Genomic DNA, 20,498 nt, shown 5'->3' on the forward strand with positions numbered 1-20,498 from the left:
CGCCGCCGCCGCGCTGGCCGCCCGCACCGGCCCGGGCCGTCCGGCCGCCGAGACGCCAGGCCGTCGCCTCGCCGGCGACGTCAGCCCGAACGCCGTCGTACCGGCCACCGAGGGCCCCGGGTGGCGGTCACTCGACGTCGGTTCGCCGTTCGACTACGCCCGGCAGGGCATCCTGTACGTCGCCGCGCACCTTCCCCGCCCCAGCGTCTCCGGGCTGCCCGAGGCCGCCGGAGAGGAGCTGCTCGGGCTGGTCGAGGCGCTCGGTGGTCGTACTCTCGGGCTCTTCTCCTCCCGGCGGGCCGCGCAGCAGGCGGCGGAGCTGTTGCGGGCGCGGACCGACCTGCCGGTGTTGCTCCAGGGTGAGGAGGCGCTGCCGCTGTTGGTGCGTCGCTTCCGCGAGGAGCGCGCCAGCTGCCTGTTCGGGGTGATGTCGCTCTGGCAGGGCGTGGATGTGCCTGGTGACGCCTGCCAGCTCGTCGTCATCGACCGGCTGCCCTTCCCCCGCCCGGATGAACCGCTGGCGGCTGCCCGCGCGGCGGCCGTGGACGCGGGCGGCGGCTCCGGCTTCGCGGCGGTCAGCGTGCCGATCGCGGCGGTGCGGCTGGCGCAGGGCGTGGGCCGGTTGATCCGGGCGACCGGCGACAAGGGCGTGGTCGCGGTGCTCGACTCCCGGCTGGAGACGGCCCGAGGGTACGGGCCGTTCCTGCGCCGCTCGCTGCCGCCGTTCTGGTACACGACCCGCCCCGAGGTGGCCCGCGGCGCCCTGGAACGCCTGGCCAAGTCCTGACCCGCGCCGCGCCGCCTAGGGGGCCTGGGCGGCGACCACCACGGCGTCGGGCGGGGTGTCCGGGACCCGGCGGGCGGCAAGCCGACGGACCGCGGTGTTCAGCACCGCGATGAGCGGCACGGAGACCAGCGCGCCGGTGATGCCGGCGAGTACGACACCGGCGGCGATACCGATGATCACGGCGAGCGGGTGGAGGGCGACCGCCCGGCCCATGATCAGCGGTTGCAGCACGTGACCCTCGATCTGCTGCACGCCGATCACCGCGCCCAGGATGATCAACGCGGTGACCGGGCCGCTGTCGACCAGGGCCACCAGCACCGCCACCCCGCCGGAGAGCGCCGCACCGACGATCGGAATGAACGCGCCCAGGAAGACCAGCGCGGCCAGCGGGAAGGCGAACGGGATGTCGAAGGCGACCAGGAAGATGCCGATGCCGACCGCGTCGATGAAGGCGACAAGCACTGTCGCGCGGACGTAGGCGACAAGCGTCTGCCAGGAGGCGCGGCCCGCGTCGTCGACCTTCCACCGGGCCGCCACCGGCAGCAGCCGGACCAGGAAGCGCCAGATCCGGTTGCCGTCACGCAGGAAGAAGAACGTCGCGAAGAGGACCAGCAGCGTGCCGGTCAGCACCTCGGCCAGCGTCGCGGCGGTGCTCAGCGCGCCGCTGGTGAACCTCGAGGTGTTGTTGTTGATCCAGGACTGCGCCTCCTCGATGTAGCGGTCGAGCTGGGTGTCCGAGAGGTGCAGCGGGCCGGTCTTCAGCCAGTTCTGGATCTGCCGGACCCCCTCCGACGACTTGGCGCTCAGCTCCGGTACACCGCGAATGAACTCGTTGACCACAAGCGTCAGCGTGCCGATCACCGCGGCCAGACCGCCGACCAGCACCACCGCCGTGGCCAGCGACCGGGGGAACCGGGCCCGCAAGAGCCAGCCCACCGCCGGGGCGAGCAGCGCGGAGAGCAGCAGCGCGATGGCCAGCGGAATGATCACGATCTTGATGGTGCCGACGATCCGCAGCAGGGCCCAGGCCACCACGCCGATCACGATCAGTCGCCAACACCACGCGGCGGCGATCCGCAGCCCGTGCGGAACATCGGCGTCGTCCCGACTGGAGGTGGAGCTGTGCCGGTCCACCGGAGGTTCGGCGCCGTAGACCGAGGCGCTCGGCAGCGCGGCCGGCCCAGGAACTGCCGGCGACGCCACCCGGGCCTCCTCCGACACGTCGTTCAGCGCTTCACTCGATGCGCCCTCGTCGGTCGGCGCCGACTCCTGTCGTGACTGGTAGGCGCGGCGAAGCCGCCCACGTACCCGCTCGAAGCGGCTCAAGCGCACCTCCTGGCAGAAACCCGGCCCGCCCACGACGACAGGTCGGACAGCATACGTCCGTTCCCGACACCGTAGGGCAGTTCAGCCACACAATGCCCCGACCACCACCGGCGTAACCACCGTCGGCCACACGGTAGCGTCTGCGGCGTGACCGCCGACAACGATTTGGACACCGGCCTGCCGATCCGCCTGCTGCACGACCGCGTGCTGGTGCGGATGGAGGGCAGCGAGGGCGAACGCCGCTCCACCGCCGGCATCGTCATTCCGGCGACCGCCGCGGTCGGCAAACGCCTCGCCTGGGCCACCGCCGTCGGGGTGGGGCCGAACGTCCGCGCCATCGTCTCCGGCGACCGGGTGCTCTTCGACCCGGACGACCGCTCGGAGGTCGAGCTGCACGGCCGCGGTTACGTGCTGCTGCGCGAGCGCGACGTGCACGCCGTGGCCGCCGAGCGGATCGAGAACGACTCGACCGGCCTCTACCTCTGACGCACCTCCCCCGGCCACCAGGCCCCGTCGCGCACCGTTTGCCCGGCCGCACGACGGGAAGCCATCCGGCGACCGTGGCCCTGGGGAGGGACGATGCCGGTATTCGTGAAGAAGCTTTTGACCTGGGGCTTTGTCGCGTTCCTGATTTACTTCGTGGCCTTCCGGCCGAACGGCGCCGCGCAGATGTTCAAGACGATCGGGGGCGCGTTGATGGCGATGTTCCAGGGCTTCGGTGACTTCCTCACCTCCCTGATGACCTGAGCCGTCAGGGGTGCGTCGGCGGCCAGGGCGGCGCCGCGCGCGGGCCGGGCCAGCCGGGCGGGGCGTACCCGACCGGGGCCGGGGCGGGAGCCAGCACCACCGGGATCGGCACCACCGGCTCGTCCGGCGCGTCCACCGGGCGCTGCGTACCGTCCGGGAAACGCAGCAGATAGCGGCTGCCGTCCCAGACCCCCGCCGGGGCCTGCGGGTCCCGACCGACGAAGAACGTCCGGTACGCGCTGATCGCGTCCAGCAGCTCCCGCTCCTCGCGAGCGGTCCGCTCCTGGTCGGCGGGCTTGCGGTCCAGGCCGCGCAGCGTCCCGTCGCGCAGCAGGGCCAGCCGGGTGGCGGCGGACTGGTAACCCCGCATCGCCCGCACCCCGGCGTCGCCGGCCACCCGTCGCGCCCAGCTACGGGCCGCGTGCCGCCTGCCGAGACTGCTCAGCGCGGCCACCTCGGGTGGGCTGAGCCAGCCGGCCCGTACGTAGTCGGGCAGGGCCCGCTCGGTGAGCCTGCCCTCCCAGGCGCGCAGCCACAGCGCCAACCCCACCGTGCCGAAGAAGACCGGCACCATGAGGCCCAGGAACCCGTACAGCATGATCATGGCCTCGCCGGTGGCCTGGGTCAGCGTGGGCAGCAGGTTCCACGTGCCGTGCAGCATCATCGCCAGCAGCAGGCCGGCGATCGGGGCGAGCACCCGGATGCGCCGGTCGGCCGTCCGGGAGGCGATCCCCAGCCCCACACCGGTCATCGAGGTGAAAAGGGGATGGGCGAACCCGAACAGCAGGATCCGCAGGATGAAGATCGCGATGACCTGCTGGATGCCGGTGGCCGGGCCGTACCGGTCGGCGCCGGACGCGTACCCCAAGCCGCCCAGGTAGAGGATGTTCTCCACCATCGCGAAGCCGACCGCGGAGAGCCCGCAGTAGACCAGGCCGTCGGTGATCCCGGACCACTCGCGGCGCCGGAACACCAGCAGCAGGATCGGGCCCAACGCCTTGGTCAGCTCTTCGATGAACGGCGCCACCAGCACCCCGGTGAGCGCGGACGGCAGACCCCAGTCGGCGAAACGGTTGGCCGCGAAGTCGTTCACGGTGAGCGAGGCGGCGGTGGAGACGAACGCCCCCCAGGCGAAGCAGAAGATCAGGTACTTCAGCGGCTCCGGTTCGTACCGGTCCAGCCAGAGGAAGCAGGCGACCAGCACCGGCACCGGCAGGATGGCGGCGACCACCCCGATCAGCAGGGCCTGCGCACCGAGCGACTGGCCGAGCGTGAAGACCATGAACACCGCGCACGCCGCGATGAACAGCACCACCCCGGCCAGCGCCAGGAACCGCCGCCAGCCCAGGCGGCGCCGCGGCATCCGGGGCGCCTCGCCGACGGACGGGGCGGCGGGCGCAGGCGGGGCGGCGGGCGACGACGGCAGCGGTGAACCGGGCGGGGTGTCGGCCATGCGGTCAGCGTAGCCATCCGTTGCCGGCTGGTTCGGCCGCATCGGCAGCCGCTATGCTGCCGGCAGGTCACGAGCGCCAGCGTCAAGCCCCGGCTTGCTGGCCGGCAACCCTCGTCGAGTTCGCGGTGGGGTGCCCCGGGTGATGACCGGGCCCAGCCCGATCGGTGTGCTGGGCAAGCGCGGACCCCGTCCCGATGTCGCACCCGGGGTCCCTGACCCCGGAGGTTCCGGCGTGTCCGTCACTCTCGTCCCCTCGCTGCCCACAGTGCCCACCGTGTCGTCGGCGCCGTCCGCGCCGCTCGACGTCCTCGGCGTGCCCGGCGAGATCAACCTGGACTACGCGGCCACCGCGCCGTGCGCGCGGGCCGCCGCCGACGCGGTGGCCGAGCTGCTGCCCTGGTACGCCAGCGTGCATCGCGGAGCGGGAGCGCTGTCGCGGCGCTGCACCCTCGCCTACGAGCAGGCCCGGCAGACCATCGGCGACCACTTCGGCGCTCGCGCCGACGATCACGTGATCTTCACCCGCAACACGACGGACGCGCTCAACCTGCTGGCGCGGGCCGTGCCGGCCGGCACCACTGTCGTCACGTTCGCCGGCGAGCACCACGCCAATCTGCTGCCCTGGCCGCGCGGGTCGGTGCGGCTGCCGGTGCCCAGCGACCCCGACGGGGCGGTACGCGATCTCGCCGCCGCCCTCACCGAGCTGCGCCGGAGCAGCAGCCCGGCGCTGCCGGTGCTGGTCGCGGTGACCGGTGCGAGCAACGTGACAGGTGAGCGGTGGCCGGTCGCCGAACTGGCCCGGGTGGCCCACCGGCACGGTGCCCGGATCGTGCTCGACGCCGCGCAGCTCGCCCCGCACGCCCCGGTCGACAGGCACACGCTCGACGTCGACTACCTGGCGGTGTCCGGCCACAAGCTGTACGCGCCGTTCGGTGCGGGCGTGCTGATCGGCCGGGCGGACTGGCTGGACGCCGCCCCGCCGTACCTGGCCGGTGGTGGCGCCACCAGCCACGTCGGGCCAGCCACCCACGACGTGACCTGGGCGACCGGCCCGGCGCGACACGAGGGCGGCACCCCGAACCTGCTGGGCGCGGTTGCGCTGGCGGCGGTGTGCGCGGCGCTCGACGACGCGGACCGGGCCGCGCTGGCCGCCCACGAGCAGGCCCTGCTGGCCCGGCTGCGGACCGGCCTGGCCGGCCTGCCGCACGTCGTCGAGCTGCGTACCTTCGGCCCGGACACGCCCCGGGTCGGCATCGTCTCGTTCGTGGTCGCCGGTTGGGACTCCACCGAGGTGGCCGCGCGACTGGCCACCGAGCACCACATCGGCGTACGGGACGGGTTGTTCTGTGCCCACCCGCTGGCCCGGCGTCTGCTCAGCGAGGCGGCGGAGCGTACCGGCCGACGGGACCTGCCGCCCACCGCGCTGCGCGCCAGCATCGGGTTGGGCAGCACGGCCGCCCAGGTGGACCGGCTGCTCGCGGCGCTGGCCGAGCTGGGCTGAGGCCCGGCCGGCGGCCTTCGCTCAACCGACCGGCGGGGCGGTGGGTGGCTTCGGCGCCTCGCCGGGCTCGGCGGGCTCACCGACCGGGCGTGACTGCTCCCCGAAGGCGGTGCGGATCCACCGGTTCGCCTCCTCCTGCTCGATCCCGGAGGCGACCAGCAGGTCGCTCGCCGTGGTACGGATCTGGGCGATCACCACGCTGCCGGAGAAGCCCACCCCGTCGCCGTACGCCCGGCCGGCCTCGCTGACCGCCCGCAGCGACCGTTCCCGAGCCTTCTGCGGCTCCTCGCCGACAGCGAACTCGTGCTTGAGCAGCCGGACCGACTCGGCGAGGTGGCCGATCGCGTCCGGCATCGGATCGGGTACCGGTTCCTCGTCCTCGATGAGCGTGACCGACCGGCGGATCAGCGTGCCGCTGTTGCGCATCGCCCGGTCGATGGGATCGGCCGCCTCCGCGTAGTGGGTCAGCTCGTCGCGGCGGTGCCAGCGGGCCGGGGAGAGGGTGGCGGTCTCCTTCGCCCCCTCGATCGCCTCGCCCAACGTGTTGAGTTCGTCCTTGTTGTTTCGGAGCCGATCAAGTGCGCGCTGGATGGTGGCCCGATCTCGGCTGCGCAGCCCGTCGGCGGTGGTGTCGAGTTGGGCGGCGAGCAGGTCCAGGGCGGGTCGGGCCGCCCGGTTGATCACCCGGAGCGGGTTCAACGGCAGCAGCACCGCCGTGACCAGCAACGCGATCCCACCCCCGAGGAACGCGTCGATGAAGCGGGGGATCTCCAGGTTCTGGGTCGACGGGCTCAGCGTCACGATCAGCACCGCCGTGGCCGCCGCCTGAATGACGATCGCGACACTCGCCCCGGCGAAGATCGTGAGCAGGATCGCCACAGTGACCACCAGGCCGAGCTGCCACGCCCCGGTGCCGAGTAGGTAGATCAGGAGGTCGCCGATGCCCACCCCGACTCCCACCCCGACGATCAACTCCACGGTCCGGCGGAACCGCTGGCCCACCGACGCGGCCAGGGTGCCGACCGCGGAGATCGGCGCGAAGACCGGTTGCGGGTTGCCGAGCAGCCGGTGCGAGACGAAGTACGCCAGCCCGGCCGCCAGGCCGGCCTGCACGGCGAGCCCGCCGGCCATCCGTACCCGGTGCAGCCGGTCGTGCAGGGTGGCCCGGCCGCGATGGCGCAGCTGTTCGGTGGCCTCGGCGACCCGCGCGCCGTCGATGTCCACCAGCCCTTCGCGCAGCGCGGTACGTCGCACGATCGGCTGTCGCTTGTCCCGCGCCCCGGCCATGGGCGCGACTACCCGTGGTGTGCCCGCTGAATCCTCCCTTCCCGCGCGTCGCGAGCGGATGCGGCAGACTCGGGCGGTGGTTGATCTGTTGGACCGGTGGCGGGCGGTGGCCCGGAATGCCGGCGCGAGGCCCGACCCGGACACCACCCGGGCCGGGGAGAAGCTGATCGCCAGGTGGAAGGAACCGCACCGGCACTATCACACGCTGGCCCACCTGACGACGGTGCTCGATCTGGTGGACCAGCACGCCGACCTGGCCGCTCGGGCCGACGTGGTCCGGCTGGCGGCCTGGTTCCACGACGCGGTCTACCAGCCCCGGGCCGCTGGCGACGCCAACGAACGGGACAGCGCCGCACTGGCCGAGAGCGTGCTCACCGGGCTCGGGGTGCCGGCGACAACGGTTGCCGAGGTACGCCGACTGGTGCTGCTCACCGCCGGGCACGCGGTGACGCCCGGCGACCGGGACGGCGCGCTGCTCTGCGATGCCGACCTGGCCGTGCTGGCCGCGCCGCCAGCCCGTTACGAGCGTTACGCGGCGGCGATCCGCCGGGAGTACGCCCATGTGCCGGAGCCGGCCTTCCGGGCTGGACGGGCCGCCGTGTTGACCGGCCTGCTGGCGCTGCCCGCGCTGTTCCGGTTGCCACCGCTGACGAGGCAATGGGAAGAACCCGCCCGAGACAACGTGCGCCGCGAGTTGGCCACCCTCACCGGGGAGCCGGGGAACGCGGGCTGACCAGGTGCTTCGGCCGACGCAGGCCGGCGGCGCGGAGCAACCGGACCAGCTCCCGACTCGGCACCACCTGGGCGCCGAGCCACACCGCCGCCGAAAACCGGTCGGCCGGAATGTCGTAGTGGTCCCGGTCGAAGCCGCGCCGGGGCGCGCCGAGCGCCTCGGCGAAGGCGTGCAGCTCGGCGTACGACACGTCACTGATCAGGTGTGACCAGAGCCGACCTCGCCACGGCCAGGCCGGCCGGTCCAGGTAGAGCATGGTGCCCAAGTTATCCCGCGCAGTCGATCATGTTGATGATCGCCCGTCGGCGACCTAACCTCGGCTGCATGGGCCCCACCGCGCTCCTCGATGACCTGCGCGCCGCGCTCGGTGCCGACGCCGTGCTCACCGACCCGGACCTGCTGCGCACGCACCAGCGGGACGAGGCCGACCTGTGCGCCGCCGGCATGCCACTGGTGGTGACCCGCCCACGCACCACCGAGCAGGTGGTCGCCGTGGTCCAGGCGGCGGCGCGGCACGGCGTACCGGTGGTGCCGCAGGGCGCGCGGACCGGGCTGGCCGGCGCGGCGAACGCGGTGGACGGCGCGGTGCTGCTCAGCACCGTCGCGATGAACGAGATCCGGGAGATCGACCCGGTGAGCCGGATAGCGGTGGTCCAACCCGGGGTGGTCAACGCGGCGCTGGCCGGGGCGGTGGCCAAGGAGGGCCTCTGGTATCCGCCGGACCCGGGCTCCTGGGAGTCGTCCACCATCGGCGGCAACGTGGCCACCAACGCCGGCGGCATGTGCTGTGTGAAGTACGGCGTGACCACCGAGTACGTGCTCGGCCTGGAGGTGGTGCTCGCCTCCGGCGAGGTGCTGCGCACCGGCCGACGTACGGCCAAGGGGGTGGCCGGGTACGACCTGACCCGACTGTTCGTCGGTTCGGAGGGCACCCTCGGCGTGATCACCGAGGTGACCGTGGCGCTGCGGCCCGCCCCGGCCGACTCGCTGACCCTGGTGGCGGTCTTCGGATCCACCGCCACGGCCGGCGCGGCGGTGGCCGAGATCGCGGCTCGCGGGCTCACCCCCAGCCTGCTGGAGTTGCTGGACCAGACCCACCTGCGGGCGATCGAGGCGTACCAGCCGATGGGGTTGCGGACCGACGCGCAGGCCCTGTTGCTGGCCGCCGCCGACACCGGCACCCGGGCGGCGGACGACCTGGCCGTGCTGGCCGAGGTGTGCGAGGCCGTCGGCGCCGACGAGGTCTACGCGGCCACCGACGCGGTGGAGGCGGCGGCGCTGCTCCAGGCTCGCCGGTTGGCCCACCCGGCCATGGAGAAGTTCGCGGCGGACACCTACCCGGGCGGCAACGGCGGTCTGGTGATCGACGATGTGGCGGTGCCGCGCGGCGCACTCGCCGAGCTCCTGGACGGGGTCGCCCGGATCGCGGCCGAGTGCGAGGTGCCGATCGGCGTGGTGGGGCACGCCGGGGACGGCAACATGCACCCGAACATCGTGGTCGACCGGGCCGACCCGGCGAGCGTGCAACGGGGCCGGCGGGCGTTCGACGAGATCATGCGGCTCGGCCTGGATCTGGGCGGCACGTGCACCGGCGAGCACGGGGTGGGGCTGCTCAAACGGGACTGGCTGGCCCGGGAGATCGGGCCGGTCGGCGTCCGGGTGCATCAGGCGATCAAGTCGGCGCTCGACCCGGCCGGCCTGCTCAACCCGGGCAAGGTGCTCTGACCGGCTGCGGTCAGCCCTTGACCTCGGCCGGGGTGGCCTGGGTGAGCAGCAGCAGGATCTCCCCGGCGACCGGCGTCAGTTCCTCACCCGGGCAGTCCTGCGAGGTGATCAGCCCGGCCGAGGTGATGAGGCTGGACGTCAGCGCGTCGATGCAGGTGGTCCGGTACCGCCGGGCCTGATCGGTCTCGGCGGCCAGCGCCGGGTTGGCGAGCAGCACCTGGAGCCGTTCGGTCAGCTCCGGTGCGAGGGTGCCCCGGGAGGTCACGCCGTCCCCGGCGCAGTCGATGCACTGCCACGCGCCGTTGCGCTCGACGCTGAGGGTGCGCATCGGCCCGTCTTCGCCGAGCCGCTGGAGCAGGCTGACCTGACCGGCGGCGACGGTGGTGGGGATCTCCAACTGCGAGCTGCCACCCGCCGTGCCGGCGGTCGGTTGCGCCACCGGGGTCCTCGGCTTGTCCCGCTCGAAGAGCGAGCACCCGGTCAGGGCGCCGACGAGCACGACAGCGAGCAGGGGTACGAGCAGACGAGGGCGCGCGCGGGGTAGCACGGGCGGAAACCTACCCCACCGTAGGTAGCGTTCGAAACCACCATCCGGGCTGGTATCGATGGTTACCCATCGGTAACGTCGCAATTCGTCACCTAGCGGACGGGCGCAGCTCCGCCTGGTCGTCGTCGCCCCGGTCGGCCGCGTAACCCCGGACGTCCGGAGCGCCCAGCCGGGCCGCGTCCGCCGCCACGTCGTCCGGCATCAACTGGGACTGCCGCTCCGCCTCCACCCGGGCGCGGTAGTGCTCGACCTCGCGTGCCCGGGTGGCCGCGTCCCAACCCAGCACCGCGCCCATCAGCTCGGCGGTGTGCTCGGCCGACTCCAGCCCTCGGTGGCTCGTCTCGAACGAGATCCGGGTCCGCCGGGTCAGCACGTCCTCCAGGTGCAGCGCACCCTCGGCCCGCGCCGCGTAGGCGACCTCCGCCGCCAGGTACTCCGGAGCACCGGCCAGCGGGGACGCCAGCAGTGGATCGGCATCCACCAGCGCCAGCAGGTCCAGGGTGAGGGTGCCGTACCGCTCCAGCAGGTGCTCCACCACGCCCACCGGCACGCCGTGCCGGCGCGCCAGGTCGGCCCGGTCCCGCCACATCGCCGGGTACCCGTCCGCGCCGAGCAGCGGCAGGTCGGCGGTGCGCGACGCGCGGGCGCCACCGAGCCGGCGAGCGGCCCGGTCGACCACGTCGGACGCCATCACCCGGTACGTCGTGTACTTGCCACCGGCGACCAGCAGCAACCCGAGCATCGGCTCGAAGACGGCGTGCTCACGGGAGAGCTTCGAGGTCGAGTCGGCCTCGCCGGCCAGCAGCGGCCGCAGCCCCGCGTACACCCCCTCGATGTCAGCGGTGGTCAGTGGTCGGTCCAGCACGGTGTTGACCTGCTGGAGGATGTAGTCGATGTCGCGGGCCGAGGCGGCCGGGTGGGAGCGGTCCAGCCGCCAGTCGGTGTCCGTGGTGCCGATGATCCAGTGCCCGCCCCACGGGATGACGAAGAGCACCGAACTCGCCGTACGCAGGATCAGCCCCGTCTCACCGGTGATCGCCGAGCGGGGCACCACCAGGTGCACCCCCTTGGAGGCGCGCACCCGGACGCCGGGCCGCAGGCCCACGTCGTTGAGCATCCGGGACATGTCGTCGCTCCACACGCCGGTGGCGGCGATGACGGTGCGGGCCTGCACCTCGAACTCCGCGTCCGGCGAGCCCGGCGGCGCCTCCAGGTCGCGGACCCGTACGCCGGTCACCTCGCGCGCCTGCCGGATCAACCCGACGGCGCGGGCACTGCTCACCACCGTGGCGCCGAGGCTGGCCGCGGTGCGGGCCAGGGTGACCACCAGCCGGGCGTCGTCGACCTGCCCGTCGTAGTAACGGATCGCCCCGGCCAGCGCGTCGGCCCGCAGACTCGGGAAGATCCGCCGGGCGCCCTCCCGGGTCAGGTGGCGGTGCAGGGGCATGCCCCGGCCCCCGCCGAAGACCCCGGCGAAGGCGTCGTACGCGGCCACCCCGGCGCCGTAGTACGAGCGGCGGAAGACCCGGGCCGGCAGGTCCCGCAGGCCCCGCCCGGCCGGCAGCGGCACCATGATCGGCACCGGGCGGACCAGGTGCGGCGCGAGCCGGGTGGCCAGCAGGCCGCGCTCGGTGAGCGCCTCGTGGACCAGGTGGAACTCCAACTGCTCCAGGTAGCGCAGGCCGCCGTGGATGAGTTTGCTGGAGCGGCTGGAGGTGCCGGCGGCAAGGTCACGCGCCTCGACCAGCGCCACCTTCAGGCCCCGGGACGCCGCGTCCAGGGCGGCACCGGCACCGGTCACCCCACCGCCGATGACCAGCACATCGAAGCGCTCGGCACGCAGTCGACGCAGGTCGGACGCACGGCGGACCGGTGAGAGTTGACCGGCGACGGATCGGGAGATATTGGGGTCGCGCACCTGTCCACCGTAACCGCCGTGCCACCGTGTCGACATTCGCCGCCCGCCCCGGGCTGCCCCCCGTTGCACTGACCGGCCGTCGCCCGCGCCACCACGCAGGCCGACCGACCGTCGCCCGCGTCACCACGCCGGCCGACCGGCCGTCGCCCGCGCCACCACGCAGGCCGACCGGCCGGAGATCTTGGACAGTTTCCGTCATCTGCTAACGGAAACTGTCCAAGATCTGCACGATTCTTCGGAGCCCCGGGAGGCGGCGGTCGGTTCGAAACCGTTCGTCGTGGTCGTAAGGTTTCCGGATGCAAGGTCAGCCTGGGCACCCCGGAGTCAGCGCTCGCCATTCCCCGTGGCCGGTCGTCGCGGCCGTGCTGGTCGGCTGCTGGACGGTCGCGGTCACCGTGGGCACCCAGACCGGTGGCTGGCTCACCGACCAGGTGCTGCTGGGCTTCGGACGGGACCGGCTCGGCTGGCTCTGGCCGCTGCTCGGCCTGGCCACCGTCGTGCTGGTGGGCACACCCGCCCTGCTGCTCGCCGTGCTACCCCGGTCGGCCGCGGTCCGGGCCACCGGCCGGGCCTGGCTGATCGGGGCACTGGCCCTCGGGTTGCTCACCCTGCTGCGGGTCGTGCCGCCGGTGCACCACGAGGCGTACCTCGCCGCGTTGGCCGGCGTGGCGGCCCTCAGCGCGGTCGCCGTGCGCTGGTCGGCACGCCGGTGGGCGTACCCCGGGCTGGTTGGCCCAGCCGGCGGCCCAGAACCCACCGGGGACGGCACCACCACGCGGCCCGAGGCCACCGGCGACCCCGCACGGCCCGAGGCCACCGGCGATTCCGCACGGCCCGAGGCCGCCGGCGATTCCGCACGGCCCGAGACCACCGGCGCCACCACACGGCCCGAGGCCGGCGACGCCATCACGCGGCCCGAGGCCGCCGGAACCTCGGAGCCGGCAGGGCGGGAGCGGGGGTTGCGTCGGCTGGGCGCGGTGCCGCTGCTCGCGGTCGCCGCCGGTTTGGCGCTACTGCTGCCGTGGGCCTGGCTGGGCGCGCTCGGCGGCCTCCTGGAGACCGCACTCGCGCTGCTGGCGGCCGCCGCGCTCGGGCTGCTGGCCGCGACCCTGCTGGATGCCTCGTTCTGGTCCGCGTTCGCGGTTGGGCGACCTCCCCGGCCGGCTCGGCTGGTGCTGGTCGGCGGCCTGGTCGCCGGGGTGGCGCTGCTGCTGCTCGCGGCCGGGACCGGCCAGTCCGGCGCGCAGTTGCCCGCGCTGCTGATCCTGCCGCCGGCGGGTTTCGCGCTGGCCGCGCTCTGGGCGGCGGCCTGGCGACCGACCGCCGACCCGGCCGAGGCCACCCGTGCCGGCCGAACGGCGACCGGCTGGCTCGTGGGCCTGACCGTGCTCGGCCCGCTGGCCTTCACCGACCCGGAAGAGATCACTCTGCTGCTGGTCGGCACCCGGGACGTCCCGTTCTGGGTGGCGGCCGCCGCCGGTGTCGGGCTCGCCGTCGCGGTCCTGGTCGCCATCGGGTACGCAGTGCTGCTCGCCCGGCCGACGGCCCGCACCCCGAACAGGCGGGTCGCCGCCGTGGCGGCGGTGGTGCTGCTGGTGGCGTTCGGTGTGGTCGACCTCGGCCCCGGCCAGCCGGGCCTGTACGGCGAGCGGCTGTTCGTGGTGCTGCGCGCGCAGGCCGACCTGAGTGATCTTCCGGCCGGCGCGCCGGGCCGGGCCGGGCGGGACGCCCGCGCGGCGGAGGTCTACCGGCGGCTCGTGACGACCGCCGAGCAGAGCCAGGGCGACCTGCTGCGGGAGGTGAACCGGCTGCGCCTCGACCCGGTGTCGTACTACCTGGTCAACGCGGTCGAGGTGGACGGCGGCCCGGCGGTACGGGCCTGGCTGGCCCGCCGGCCGGAAGTGGCCCGGGTGCTGGTCAGCCAGCGCCTGCGCCCGCTGCCGGCCCCGGCCGGGCAGAGCCGGGGCGACGCGCCCAAGCCCACCGGCCCGGAGTGGAACATCCGCCAGATCGGCGCCGACCGGGTGTGGTCCCAGCTCGGGGTGACCGGCACGGGCATCGTGGTCGGCAGCTCCGATTCGGGGGTGGACGGCAGCCATCCGGCGCTACGCGCCGGGTTCCGTGGTGGGGACGACTCCTGGTTCGACCCGTGGGACGGCACCCGGAGCCCGACCGACCAGGGTGGGCACGGCACCCACACGGTGGGCAGCGCGGTGGGGCGGGACGGCATCGGGGTGGCACCGGACGCGCAGTGGGTGGGCTGCGTCAACCTGGACCGCAACCTCGGCAGCCCCGGGCACTACCTGGACTGCCTCCAGTTCATGTTGGCGCCCTTCCCGGCCGGCGGCGACCCGTTCACCGAGGGCCGTCCGGAGCGCGCCCCGCAGGTGCTGACCAACTCGTGGGGCTGCCCGCCCATTGAGGGTTGCGACCAGCGGGTTCTGCGGCCGGCAACCGCCGCACTGGACGCCGCCGGGATCTTCGTGGTCGCCGCGGCGGGCAACACCGGCCCGTGGTGCGCGTCCGTCGACGATCCGCCAGCCCCGTACGCGGACGTGCTGACCGTCGGCGCGGTGGACGACCACCGGCGGGTCGCCGAGTTCTCCTCGCGCGGGCCGGTGCCGGGTGGCACGGGCAAGCCGGACGTGCTCGCACCGGGTGTCGGCGTGGTGTCCGCCATGCCGGGCGGCACGTACGCCGCGCTGGACGGCACGTCGATGGCGACCCCGCAGGTGGCCGGGGTGGTGGCGCTGATGTGGTCGGCCAACCCGGCGCTGGTCGGCGACGTGGCCCGGACCCGGCAGATCCTCCGGGACACCGCCACGGCGGCGACGCCCACCTACCGCTCCGACAGCCCCGCCGACGCCTGCGGTGCTCCGTCGAACGTCACCGGCGCCGGCCAGGTCGACGCCTACGCCGCCGTTCGCGCCGCCCAGCAGTAGTCGAGCGGGGGTGCGACCCGACACCCGGTGATCTAGGGTCGGCGACCATGAACGCCGAGATCACCGTCACCGAGCTGACCGCCGACCTGGTTCCCAGCGTCGTACAGCTCTGCCAGCAGGCTCTCGACCTGCCCGAGGACGCCGCCGAGGCGGCGTCCATCGTGGACGTGCTCTGGCCCCGGGCCGCCGCCGACCGGCCGGTGGTCGGGCTGGGCGCGTACCGGGGCGCGGACCTGGTCGGCGTGCTGATCTGCTCGGTGTCGTCGACCGAGCCGGGGATCGGGCACGTGGACCTGGTCGCGGTCCGCCCTGATCAGCGGCGTCGAGGCGTCGGCCGGGCGCTGCTCCAGCGGGCCGAGCGGGTGCTCGCCGAGCGTGGGGCGACCGAGGTGCTACTGGCCGGGAACCCGCCGTACTACGCGTGGCCGGGCATCGACGTCCGCTACACGCCGGCGGTCTGCGCCGCCCTCGCGCTCGGCTACCAGCAGGACCGGACCGCCTGGAACATGACCGCGGACCTGTCGTACGACGGGTCGCCGGCACTGCGGTCCACCGAGGCGGCCGAGCGGCGACTGGCCGACCAGGGCGTCACCGTACGCCGGGCGGAGCCGGCCGACCTGCCGATGCTCACGGCGTTCGCCAGGTCCACCTTCGGCGGCACCTGGGATGGCGAGTTGGCCGGGTCGGTGGGGCGCGCCGACGCCGGTTGCCACCTGGCCGAGCGGGACGGCGAGGTGCTCGGCTTCGCCGCGTACGGGTCGTCCCGGCCGAGCTGGTTCGGACCGATGGGCACCGCGCCGGCCGCGGAGGGGTCGGGCATCGGTGGGGTACTGCTGCGGCGTTGCCTGCGCGACCAGCGGACGGCGGGGCTGGACCGGGCACAGATTGGCTGGGTGGGGCCGGTGCCGTTCTACTCGGGCAGCGCGGGCGCGTGGATCGAGCGGGTCTTCTTTCTGTACCGGCGGACCCTACCGATGAAGTAACTGGGGCAAACAGGACGTAGATCCATTCGCCCAGCACCGACCATCGACGCCCCCTACCGTTTCCGGTAGAGGAGGCAGCCATGACCACGGATGACAACCAGACCGAGGACGGCCCGCCGATCACCTGGAAACCGGTCGGTGAACTCCCCGGCCAACTGCCGTTCGACCGGCTCGACTACGGCGACGCCGAGCAACTGGCCGAGATGACCACCGACGGTGAGTCGTCGGTGGCCGAGGAGCCGCAGGAGATGGTGGACGCGCCGATCCAACTGCTCCCGCCGTACAACCGGGCGCAGAAACGGCGTAACCAGCGCCCACTGCCGACCTGACGACGAACGGGGCGGACCGCGTCAGCGGCCCGCCCCGTTCGGTGTCGGAACTGGACTCAGAAGTCCATGTCCCCGCCACCCGGGCCAGCCGGGGCAGCCGGGGTCTTCTCCGGCTTGTCCGCGACAACAGCCTCGGTGGTGAGGAAGAGCGCCGCGATGGAGGCGGCGTTCTGCAGCGCCGAGCGCGTCACCTTGGCCGGGTCGATGATGCCCGCGGCCAGCAGGTCGACGTACTCGCCGTTGGCGGCGTTGAGACCGTGACCCGCTTCGAGGTTACGGACCTTCTCCACCACGACGCCGCCCTCAAGGCCGGCGTTGACGGCGATCTGCCGCAGCGGGGCGTCCAGCGCGACCTTGACGATGTTCGCACCGGTCGCCTCGTCGCCGACCAGGTCGAGCTTGTCGAAGGCGGTCTTGCCGGCCTGCACCAGCGCGACGCCACCACCCGGGACGATGCCCTCCTCGACGGCGGCCTTCGCGTTGCGAACGGCGTCCTCGATGCGGTGCTTGCGCTCCTTGAGCTCGACCTCGGTGGCCGCGCCGACCTTGATCACCGCAACGCCGCCGGCCAGCTTGGCCAGCCGCTCCTGCAGCTTCTCGCGGTCGTAGTCGGAGTCGCTCTTGTCGATCTCGGCCCGGATCTGGTTGACCCGGCCCTGGATCTGCTCGCCGTCACCGGCACCGTCGACGATGGTGGTCTCGTCCTTGGTCACCACGACCTTGCGGGCGCGGCCCAGCATGTCGAGGCTGGCGGCGTCGAGCTTGAGGCCGACCTCCTCGCTGATGACCTGGCCACCGGTGAGGATGGCGATGTCGGTCAGCATGGCCTTGCGGCGGTCACCGAAGCCCGGCGCCTTGACGGCGACCGACTTGAAGGTGCCACGGACCTTGTTGACCACCAGGGTGGCGAGGGCCTCGCCCTCCAGGTCCTCGGCGATGATCAGCAGCGGCTTGCCCGACTGCATGACCTTCTCCAGGATCGGGAGCAGGTCCTTCACCGACGAGATCTTGCTGTTGGCGATCAGGATGTACGGGTCGTCGAAGACGGCCTCCATACGCTCCGGGTCGGTCATGAAGTAGGCCGAGATGTAGCCCTTGTCGAAGCGCATACCCTCGGTGAGCTCCAGCTCCAGCCCGAAGGTGTTGCTCTCCTCGACGGTGATGACGCCTTCCTTGCCGACCTTGTCCATCGCCTCGGCGATGATCTCGCCGACGGTGCTGTCGCCAGCGGAGATGGAGGCGGTGGAGGCGATCTGCTCCTTGGTCTCGACGTCCTTGGCGAGCTTGGACAGCTCCTCCGAGACGCTCGCGACCGCAGCCTCGATGCCCCGCTTCAGGGCCATCGGGTTGGCGCCGGCGGCCACGTTACGCAGGCCCTCGCGAACCAGGGCCTGGGCCAGGACGGTCGCCGTCGTCGTGCCGTCACCGGCAACGTCGTCGGTCTTCTTCGCGACCTCCTTGACCAGCTCAGCGCCGATCTTCTCGTACGGGTCCTCGAGCTCGATCTCCTTGGCGATGCTCACACCATCGTTGGTGATGGTGGGGGCACCCCACTTCTTCTCGAGCACGACGTTGCGGCCCTTCGGGCCGAGGGTCACCTTTACGGCGTCGGCGAGCTGGTTCATGCCACGCTCGAGGCCGCGGCGCGCCTCTTCGTCGAACGCGATCATCTTTGCCATACGGCGTTGTCCTCCTGGACACTCACGGCCACCCGAGTGTGTGTCCCGGATGGGCCGCCTGGTGTACGCACCTTGGGACGTCGCCACCAGGCGACGACGACGTCCTTCGGCCGGGCCGGATAGCCCGCGACGACCGGCCATGTGCCGCCCCGGCGTCTCCACGCCGGTGCAACCTGGCCCCACCGTCCCGACCGCTGGCACTCACGGTACGCGAGTGCCAATGACTTGTTTAGCACTCTCCCCTGCCGAGTGCAAGCACGATGGGGCCGCTCAGCCGAGTTCCGCAGCCAGTCCGGCAGTGTTCACCGGCGCCTCATGGGCCCTCTGCTCGGCGTACGTCACCAGCAGACCGATCATCTGGGCGAGGTGCGCCGGCAGAGCCAGCACGGCGGTGATCGCGATCACCACCACCGCCCCGGCGGCAGTACCCGCCGAGGCGAACGGATCCGTTCCGAGCGCGGAGGTGCCCACCCCCTCCAGGGCACCGGGGATCAGGGTGCCGACGATCACCGCCAGGGCCACCAGCGCCACCCGACCGAGCAGCAGACCGAGCCGGTCGTGGAACATCCGGAACGACCGACCGATCGGGTTGTGGCGTTCGAAGAGATAGACCGGGCCGGCCATGCTCAGCGCGAAGGCCAGGTAGATGCCCGGCAGCACGCAGAAGCAGAGGCCGACGCCGATCAGCAGGCCGATCAACAGAGTCCAGCCCCACAACCCGAGCGCCCGACGCAGGCCGTAGCGCAGCGCCGCATCCAGGCCGGCCGGCTGACCGGCCGCCTGCCGGGTGATCACCCAGGTGCCGGCGGCCCACCCGACGGCCTGCACCAACCCGACCACCAGGCTGCCGCCGACCAGCACGAGCAGAAGGTTCAGCAGCTCGGTGGCGAAGTTGTCCGGCAGCGCCGGACTCGGACTCGACTCGGCCTGAACCGCCCAGTTCGCCGACGGGTCCAGCCCGAGGGAGATCACCGAGAGCACCGCCGCCGGCAGCACCTGGGTGAGCAGCATGATCGGCACCAACTGCCGCCAGCCTCGGCGCAGCGCTCCCGCACACCGGTTGAACCAGCCGCCGAGGCCGGCACCGGGCGGCGTGACCAGGGCGTCGTTCGGATCGAACCCGTAACCCGCCGGGTACCAGCCGACCGGCGGCCCCGGATACCACGGCTGCCCGCCGTAGGGACCCGACCCGGGCGGATAGCCCCCGGTGGGCGGAAACGCCCAGCCCTGCGGCGGCGGGGCCGCACCCCAGGCACCCTGCGCGGGGTCCCAGCCGGGCGGTGGACCGGCGTGGTCGGCGGGTGGGCCAGCCGGAGGCAGACCGGGCGCCCAGCCGGGCGGCGGACCGGAGTGGCCGGGGCTGCCGGCGGGCGAGGACGAGTCGGACGGCTCCCCCGGCCCGGAGGACGGAGTGGGTGGGGGTGGCTGGTCGGTCATGAACGCTCCTCGGCATCGGCTGGAACGGTTCACGATCTTCCCGGCTGCGCGCCCCTGCCGCAGCCCCGACTCACTTGGGCCGGCCGGCCAGAAAGCTCAGCCGATGACGCGTACGTGCTCTGCCTGCGGGCCCTTCTGGCCCTGGGCGATCTCGAACTCGACCCGCTGGCCGTCGTCCAGCGCCTTGTAACCGTCCATCTCGATCGCGGAGAAATGGACGAACACGTCCTGACCGCCGTCGACGGCGATGAAGCCGTAGCCCTTTTCGGCGTTGAACCACTTCACGGAGCCCTGTGCCACGGTGCACTTCCCTCACTCTGCCCGGCGTGCATGACCCGGTGCACGGCACGGCCGGGCACCCTCGGACCACCGACTCAGCGATCGATGACCGCCATTTAAATAGGTGACCGAAATCGCACGCTACACGAGGAGTGACGGCCGCGCACGGCCACAAATCGGACACACTTCGGGGCGTCCCAACCGCTCACGAAACCGCGTCCAACCCCTGTGGTAGGCATGCGGACATGACCACCGACATGGGCTCGCCGGCCCTGCGGCTCGCGGAGATCCGCCGGGTCCGGCCGGAGGACGCCGCCCGGATGCGGGCGCTGCGCCTGGAGATGCTGGCCGACGCGCCGTTGGCCTTCCTGGAGACCCTGGCGGACGCGGCGGCCCGACCGCACAAGGAGTTCGCCGCCCGGGTCGCGTACACCTCGGCCGGTTCCAGTAACGCGCAGTTCATCGCCGACCCGGGCGGCCGGCTGGTCGGGCAGGCCGGCGGTACGACCGCCCCGAACGAACCCGGCCTGACCGTGATCTACGCCGTCTACGTCACGCCGACCTGGCGCGGCAGCGGCCTGGTCGGCGAGCTGATCGACGGGGTGGCCGCCTGGTCGCGAGCCTGCGGCCGACCGGAGCTGCTGCTGGAGGTGGTGGTCGGCAACGACCGCGCCTACCGCGCCTACCAGCGGCTGGGCTTCAAGGACACCGGCGTACGGGTCCCGCACCCCGTCATCCCGGCCCTCACCGAGCTACAAATGCGCCGCCCCGCCTGACCCGAAGAACCTCCGCGCCGCCGCGCCGCGCCGGCGCGGCGGGTCGGCG

19 protein-coding genes and 1 riboswitch are annotated in these 20,498 nt (G+C 73.1%); of the genes, 10 read left to right on the plus strand and 9 right to left on the minus strand.

Annotated elements, in window-relative coordinates; all coding sequences use genetic code 11:
* Window positions 1-787, plus strand: a 787-nt coding sequence (locus ABZU52_RS26075) for an ATP-dependent DNA helicase (RefSeq protein WP_354973601.1), incomplete at its 5' end; no start/stop codon positions are given.
* Window positions 788-802: 15 nt separating this feature from the next.
* Here ABZU52_RS26075 and ABZU52_RS26080 read toward each other — a convergent pair.
* Window positions 803-2,113, minus strand: coding sequence for an AI-2E family transporter (locus tag ABZU52_RS26080; protein WP_354973602.1), 1,311 nt, complete (start codon window positions 2,111-2,113; stop codon window positions 803-805).
* A gap of 147 nt (window positions 2,114-2,260) precedes the next feature.
* Between ABZU52_RS26080 and ABZU52_RS26085 the strand changes: the two genes are divergently transcribed.
* Window positions 2,261-2,599, plus strand: coding sequence for a co-chaperone GroES (locus ABZU52_RS26085; RefSeq protein WP_354973603.1), 339 nt, complete (start codon window positions 2,261-2,263; stop codon window positions 2,597-2,599).
* Window positions 2,600-2,692: 93 nt separating this feature from the next.
* Entirely contained in the window at window positions 2,693-2,860 is a 168-nt protein-coding gene (locus ABZU52_RS26090) for a hypothetical protein (protein ID WP_354973604.1), read from the plus strand.
* A 4-nt stretch (window positions 2,861-2,864) separates the two neighbouring features.
* Here the strand turns inward: ABZU52_RS26090 and ABZU52_RS26095 are convergent, their stop codons facing one another.
* The gene (locus ABZU52_RS26095; RefSeq protein WP_354973605.1) at window positions 2,865-4,355 is read right to left on the minus strand and encodes a PrsW family intramembrane metalloprotease; all 1,491 of its coding nucleotides are present in this window, start codon (window positions 4,353-4,355) and stop codon (window positions 2,865-2,867) included.
* Window positions 4,356-4,378: 23 nt separating this feature from the next.
* Window positions 4,379-4,499, plus strand: a riboswitch (SAM riboswitch).
* A 70-nt stretch (window positions 4,500-4,569) separates the two neighbouring features.
* Between ABZU52_RS26095 and ABZU52_RS26100 the strand changes: the two genes are divergently transcribed.
* On the plus strand, window positions 4,570-5,814 hold the full coding sequence (locus tag ABZU52_RS26100) for an aminotransferase class V-fold PLP-dependent enzyme (protein ID WP_354973616.1): 1,245 nt from the start codon (window positions 4,570-4,572) through the stop codon (window positions 5,812-5,814).
* Between the two features lie 21 nt (window positions 5,815-5,835).
* Here ABZU52_RS26100 and ABZU52_RS26105 read toward each other — a convergent pair whose 3' ends face one another.
* Complete coding sequence (locus ABZU52_RS26105) at window positions 5,836-7,038, minus strand: FUSC family protein (RefSeq protein WP_354973617.1); 1,203 nt, start codon at window positions 7,036-7,038, stop codon at window positions 5,836-5,838.
* A 139-nt stretch (window positions 7,039-7,177) separates the two neighbouring features.
* Here ABZU52_RS26105 and ABZU52_RS26110 point away from each other — a divergent pair, with 139 nt between their 5' ends.
* A complete protein-coding gene (locus ABZU52_RS26110; protein WP_354973606.1) occupies window positions 7,178-7,834 on the plus strand; it encodes a metal-dependent phosphohydrolase in 657 nt (218 codons plus the stop codon).
* Here the strand turns inward: ABZU52_RS26110 and ABZU52_RS26115 are convergent.
* Window positions 7,806-8,090, minus strand: a complete 285-nt coding sequence (locus ABZU52_RS26115) for a DUF4031 domain-containing protein (RefSeq protein ID WP_354973607.1) — start codon at window positions 8,088-8,090, stop codon at window positions 7,806-7,808. The two genes, ABZU52_RS26110 and ABZU52_RS26115, sit on opposite strands and share 29 nt — an antisense overlap.
* Window positions 8,091-8,158: 68 nt before the next feature.
* Here ABZU52_RS26115 and ABZU52_RS26120 point away from each other — a divergent pair, with 68 nt between their 5' ends.
* On the plus strand, window positions 8,159-9,559 hold the full coding sequence (locus ABZU52_RS26120; RefSeq protein WP_354973608.1) for an FAD-linked oxidase C-terminal domain-containing protein: 1,401 nt from the start codon (window positions 8,159-8,161) through the stop codon (window positions 9,557-9,559).
* A 10-nt stretch (window positions 9,560-9,569) separates the two neighbouring features.
* On the opposite strand, the gene ABZU52_RS26125 is transcribed toward ABZU52_RS26120, so the two are convergent.
* Together ABZU52_RS26125 and ABZU52_RS26130 are read right to left on the minus strand one after the other, a co-directional pair.
* Complete coding sequence (locus ABZU52_RS26125) at window positions 9,570-10,106, minus strand: hypothetical protein (RefSeq protein ID WP_354973609.1); 537 nt, start codon at window positions 10,104-10,106, stop codon at window positions 9,570-9,572.
* 88 nt (window positions 10,107-10,194) lie between these two features.
* On the minus strand, window positions 10,195-12,009 hold the full coding sequence (locus ABZU52_RS26130) for a glycerol-3-phosphate dehydrogenase/oxidase (protein WP_354973618.1): 1,815 nt from the start codon (window positions 12,007-12,009) through the stop codon (window positions 10,195-10,197).
* Window positions 12,010-12,320: 311 nt separating this feature from the next.
* Between ABZU52_RS26130 and ABZU52_RS26135 the strand changes: the two genes are divergently transcribed.
* The 3 genes from ABZU52_RS26135 (at window position 12,321) to ABZU52_RS26145 (ending at window position 16,278) form a co-directional block, all read left to right on the plus strand.
* A complete protein-coding gene (locus ABZU52_RS26135; protein ID WP_354973610.1) occupies window positions 12,321-14,966 on the plus strand; it encodes a S8 family serine peptidase in 2,646 nt (881 codons plus the stop codon).
* Window positions 14,967-15,013: 47 nt separating this feature from the next.
* Window positions 15,014-15,949, plus strand: coding sequence for a GNAT family N-acetyltransferase (locus ABZU52_RS26140; protein ID WP_354973611.1), 936 nt, complete (start codon window positions 15,014-15,016; stop codon window positions 15,947-15,949).
* Window positions 15,950-16,029: 80 nt separating this feature from the next.
* On the plus strand, window positions 16,030-16,278 hold the full coding sequence (locus ABZU52_RS26145; protein ID WP_354973612.1) for a hypothetical protein: 249 nt from the start codon (window positions 16,030-16,032) through the stop codon (window positions 16,276-16,278).
* A gap of 56 nt (window positions 16,279-16,334) precedes the next feature.
* Here the strand turns inward: ABZU52_RS26145 and groL are convergent, their stop codons facing one another.
* The 3 genes from groL to ABZU52_RS26160 all read right to left on the minus strand — a co-directional run bounded on the left by groL (window position 16,335) and on the right by ABZU52_RS26160 (window position 19,694).
* Window positions 16,335-17,957 (minus strand): chaperonin GroEL, encoded by a 1,623-nt coding sequence (groL, locus tag ABZU52_RS26150; RefSeq protein WP_354973613.1) that lies wholly within the window; start codon window positions 17,955-17,957, stop codon window positions 16,335-16,337.
* A 270-nt stretch (window positions 17,958-18,227) separates the two neighbouring features.
* The gene (locus tag ABZU52_RS26155) at window positions 18,228-19,394 is read right to left on the minus strand and encodes a hypothetical protein (RefSeq protein ID WP_354973614.1); all 1,167 of its coding nucleotides are present in this window, start codon (window positions 19,392-19,394) and stop codon (window positions 18,228-18,230) included.
* A gap of 96 nt (window positions 19,395-19,490) precedes the next feature.
* Window positions 19,491-19,694, minus strand: coding sequence for a cold-shock protein (locus ABZU52_RS26160; RefSeq protein ID WP_124815530.1), 204 nt, complete (start codon window positions 19,692-19,694; stop codon window positions 19,491-19,493).
* Window positions 19,695-19,918: 224 nt separating this feature from the next.
* Between ABZU52_RS26160 and ABZU52_RS26165 the strand changes: the two genes are divergently transcribed.
* Window positions 19,919-20,449, plus strand: coding sequence for a GNAT family N-acetyltransferase (locus ABZU52_RS26165; protein WP_354973615.1), 531 nt, complete (start codon window positions 19,919-19,921; stop codon window positions 20,447-20,449).
* The last annotated feature ends 49 nt before the right edge of the window (window positions 20,450-20,498 follow it).

The sequence above is a fragment of the Micromonospora sp. NPDC005220 genome, assembly GCF_040607895.1.
Lineage (GTDB): Bacteria > Actinomycetota > Actinomycetes > Mycobacteriales > Micromonosporaceae > Micromonospora.

Bases quoted from the DNA above. Each gene is read 5' to 3' on its own strand.
- ABZU52_RS26090 (WP_354973604.1), top strand. From the start codon at position 2,693: ATGCCGGTATTCGTGAAGAAGCTTTTGACCTGGGGCTTTGTCGCGTTC.
- ABZU52_RS26095 (WP_354973605.1), bottom strand. From the start codon at position 4,355: ATGCGGCCGAACCAGCCGGCAACGGATGGCTACGCTGACCGCATGGCC.
- ABZU52_RS26115 (WP_354973607.1), bottom strand. From the start codon at position 8,090: ATGCTCTACCTGGACCGGCCGGCCTGGCCGTGGCGAGGTCGGCTCTGG.
- ABZU52_RS26120 (WP_354973608.1), top strand. From the start codon at position 8,159: ATGGGCCCCACCGCGCTCCTCGATGACCTGCGCGCCGCGCTCGGTGCC.
- ABZU52_RS26135 (WP_354973610.1), top strand. From the start codon at position 12,321: ATGCAAGGTCAGCCTGGGCACCCCGGAGTCAGCGCTCGCCATTCCCCG.
- ABZU52_RS26140 (WP_354973611.1), top strand. From the start codon at position 15,014: ATGAACGCCGAGATCACCGTCACCGAGCTGACCGCCGACCTGGTTCCC.
- ABZU52_RS26145 (WP_354973612.1), top strand. From the start codon at position 16,030: ATGACCACGGATGACAACCAGACCGAGGACGGCCCGCCGATCACCTGG.
- groL (WP_354973613.1), bottom strand. From the start codon at position 17,957: ATGGCAAAGATGATCGCGTTCGACGAAGAGGCGCGCCGCGGCCTCGAG.
- ABZU52_RS26155 (WP_354973614.1), bottom strand. From the start codon at position 19,394: ATGACCGACCAGCCACCCCCACCCACTCCGTCCTCCGGGCCGGGGGAG.
- ABZU52_RS26165 (WP_354973615.1), top strand. From the start codon at position 19,919: ATGACCACCGACATGGGCTCGCCGGCCCTGCGGCTCGCGGAGATCCGC.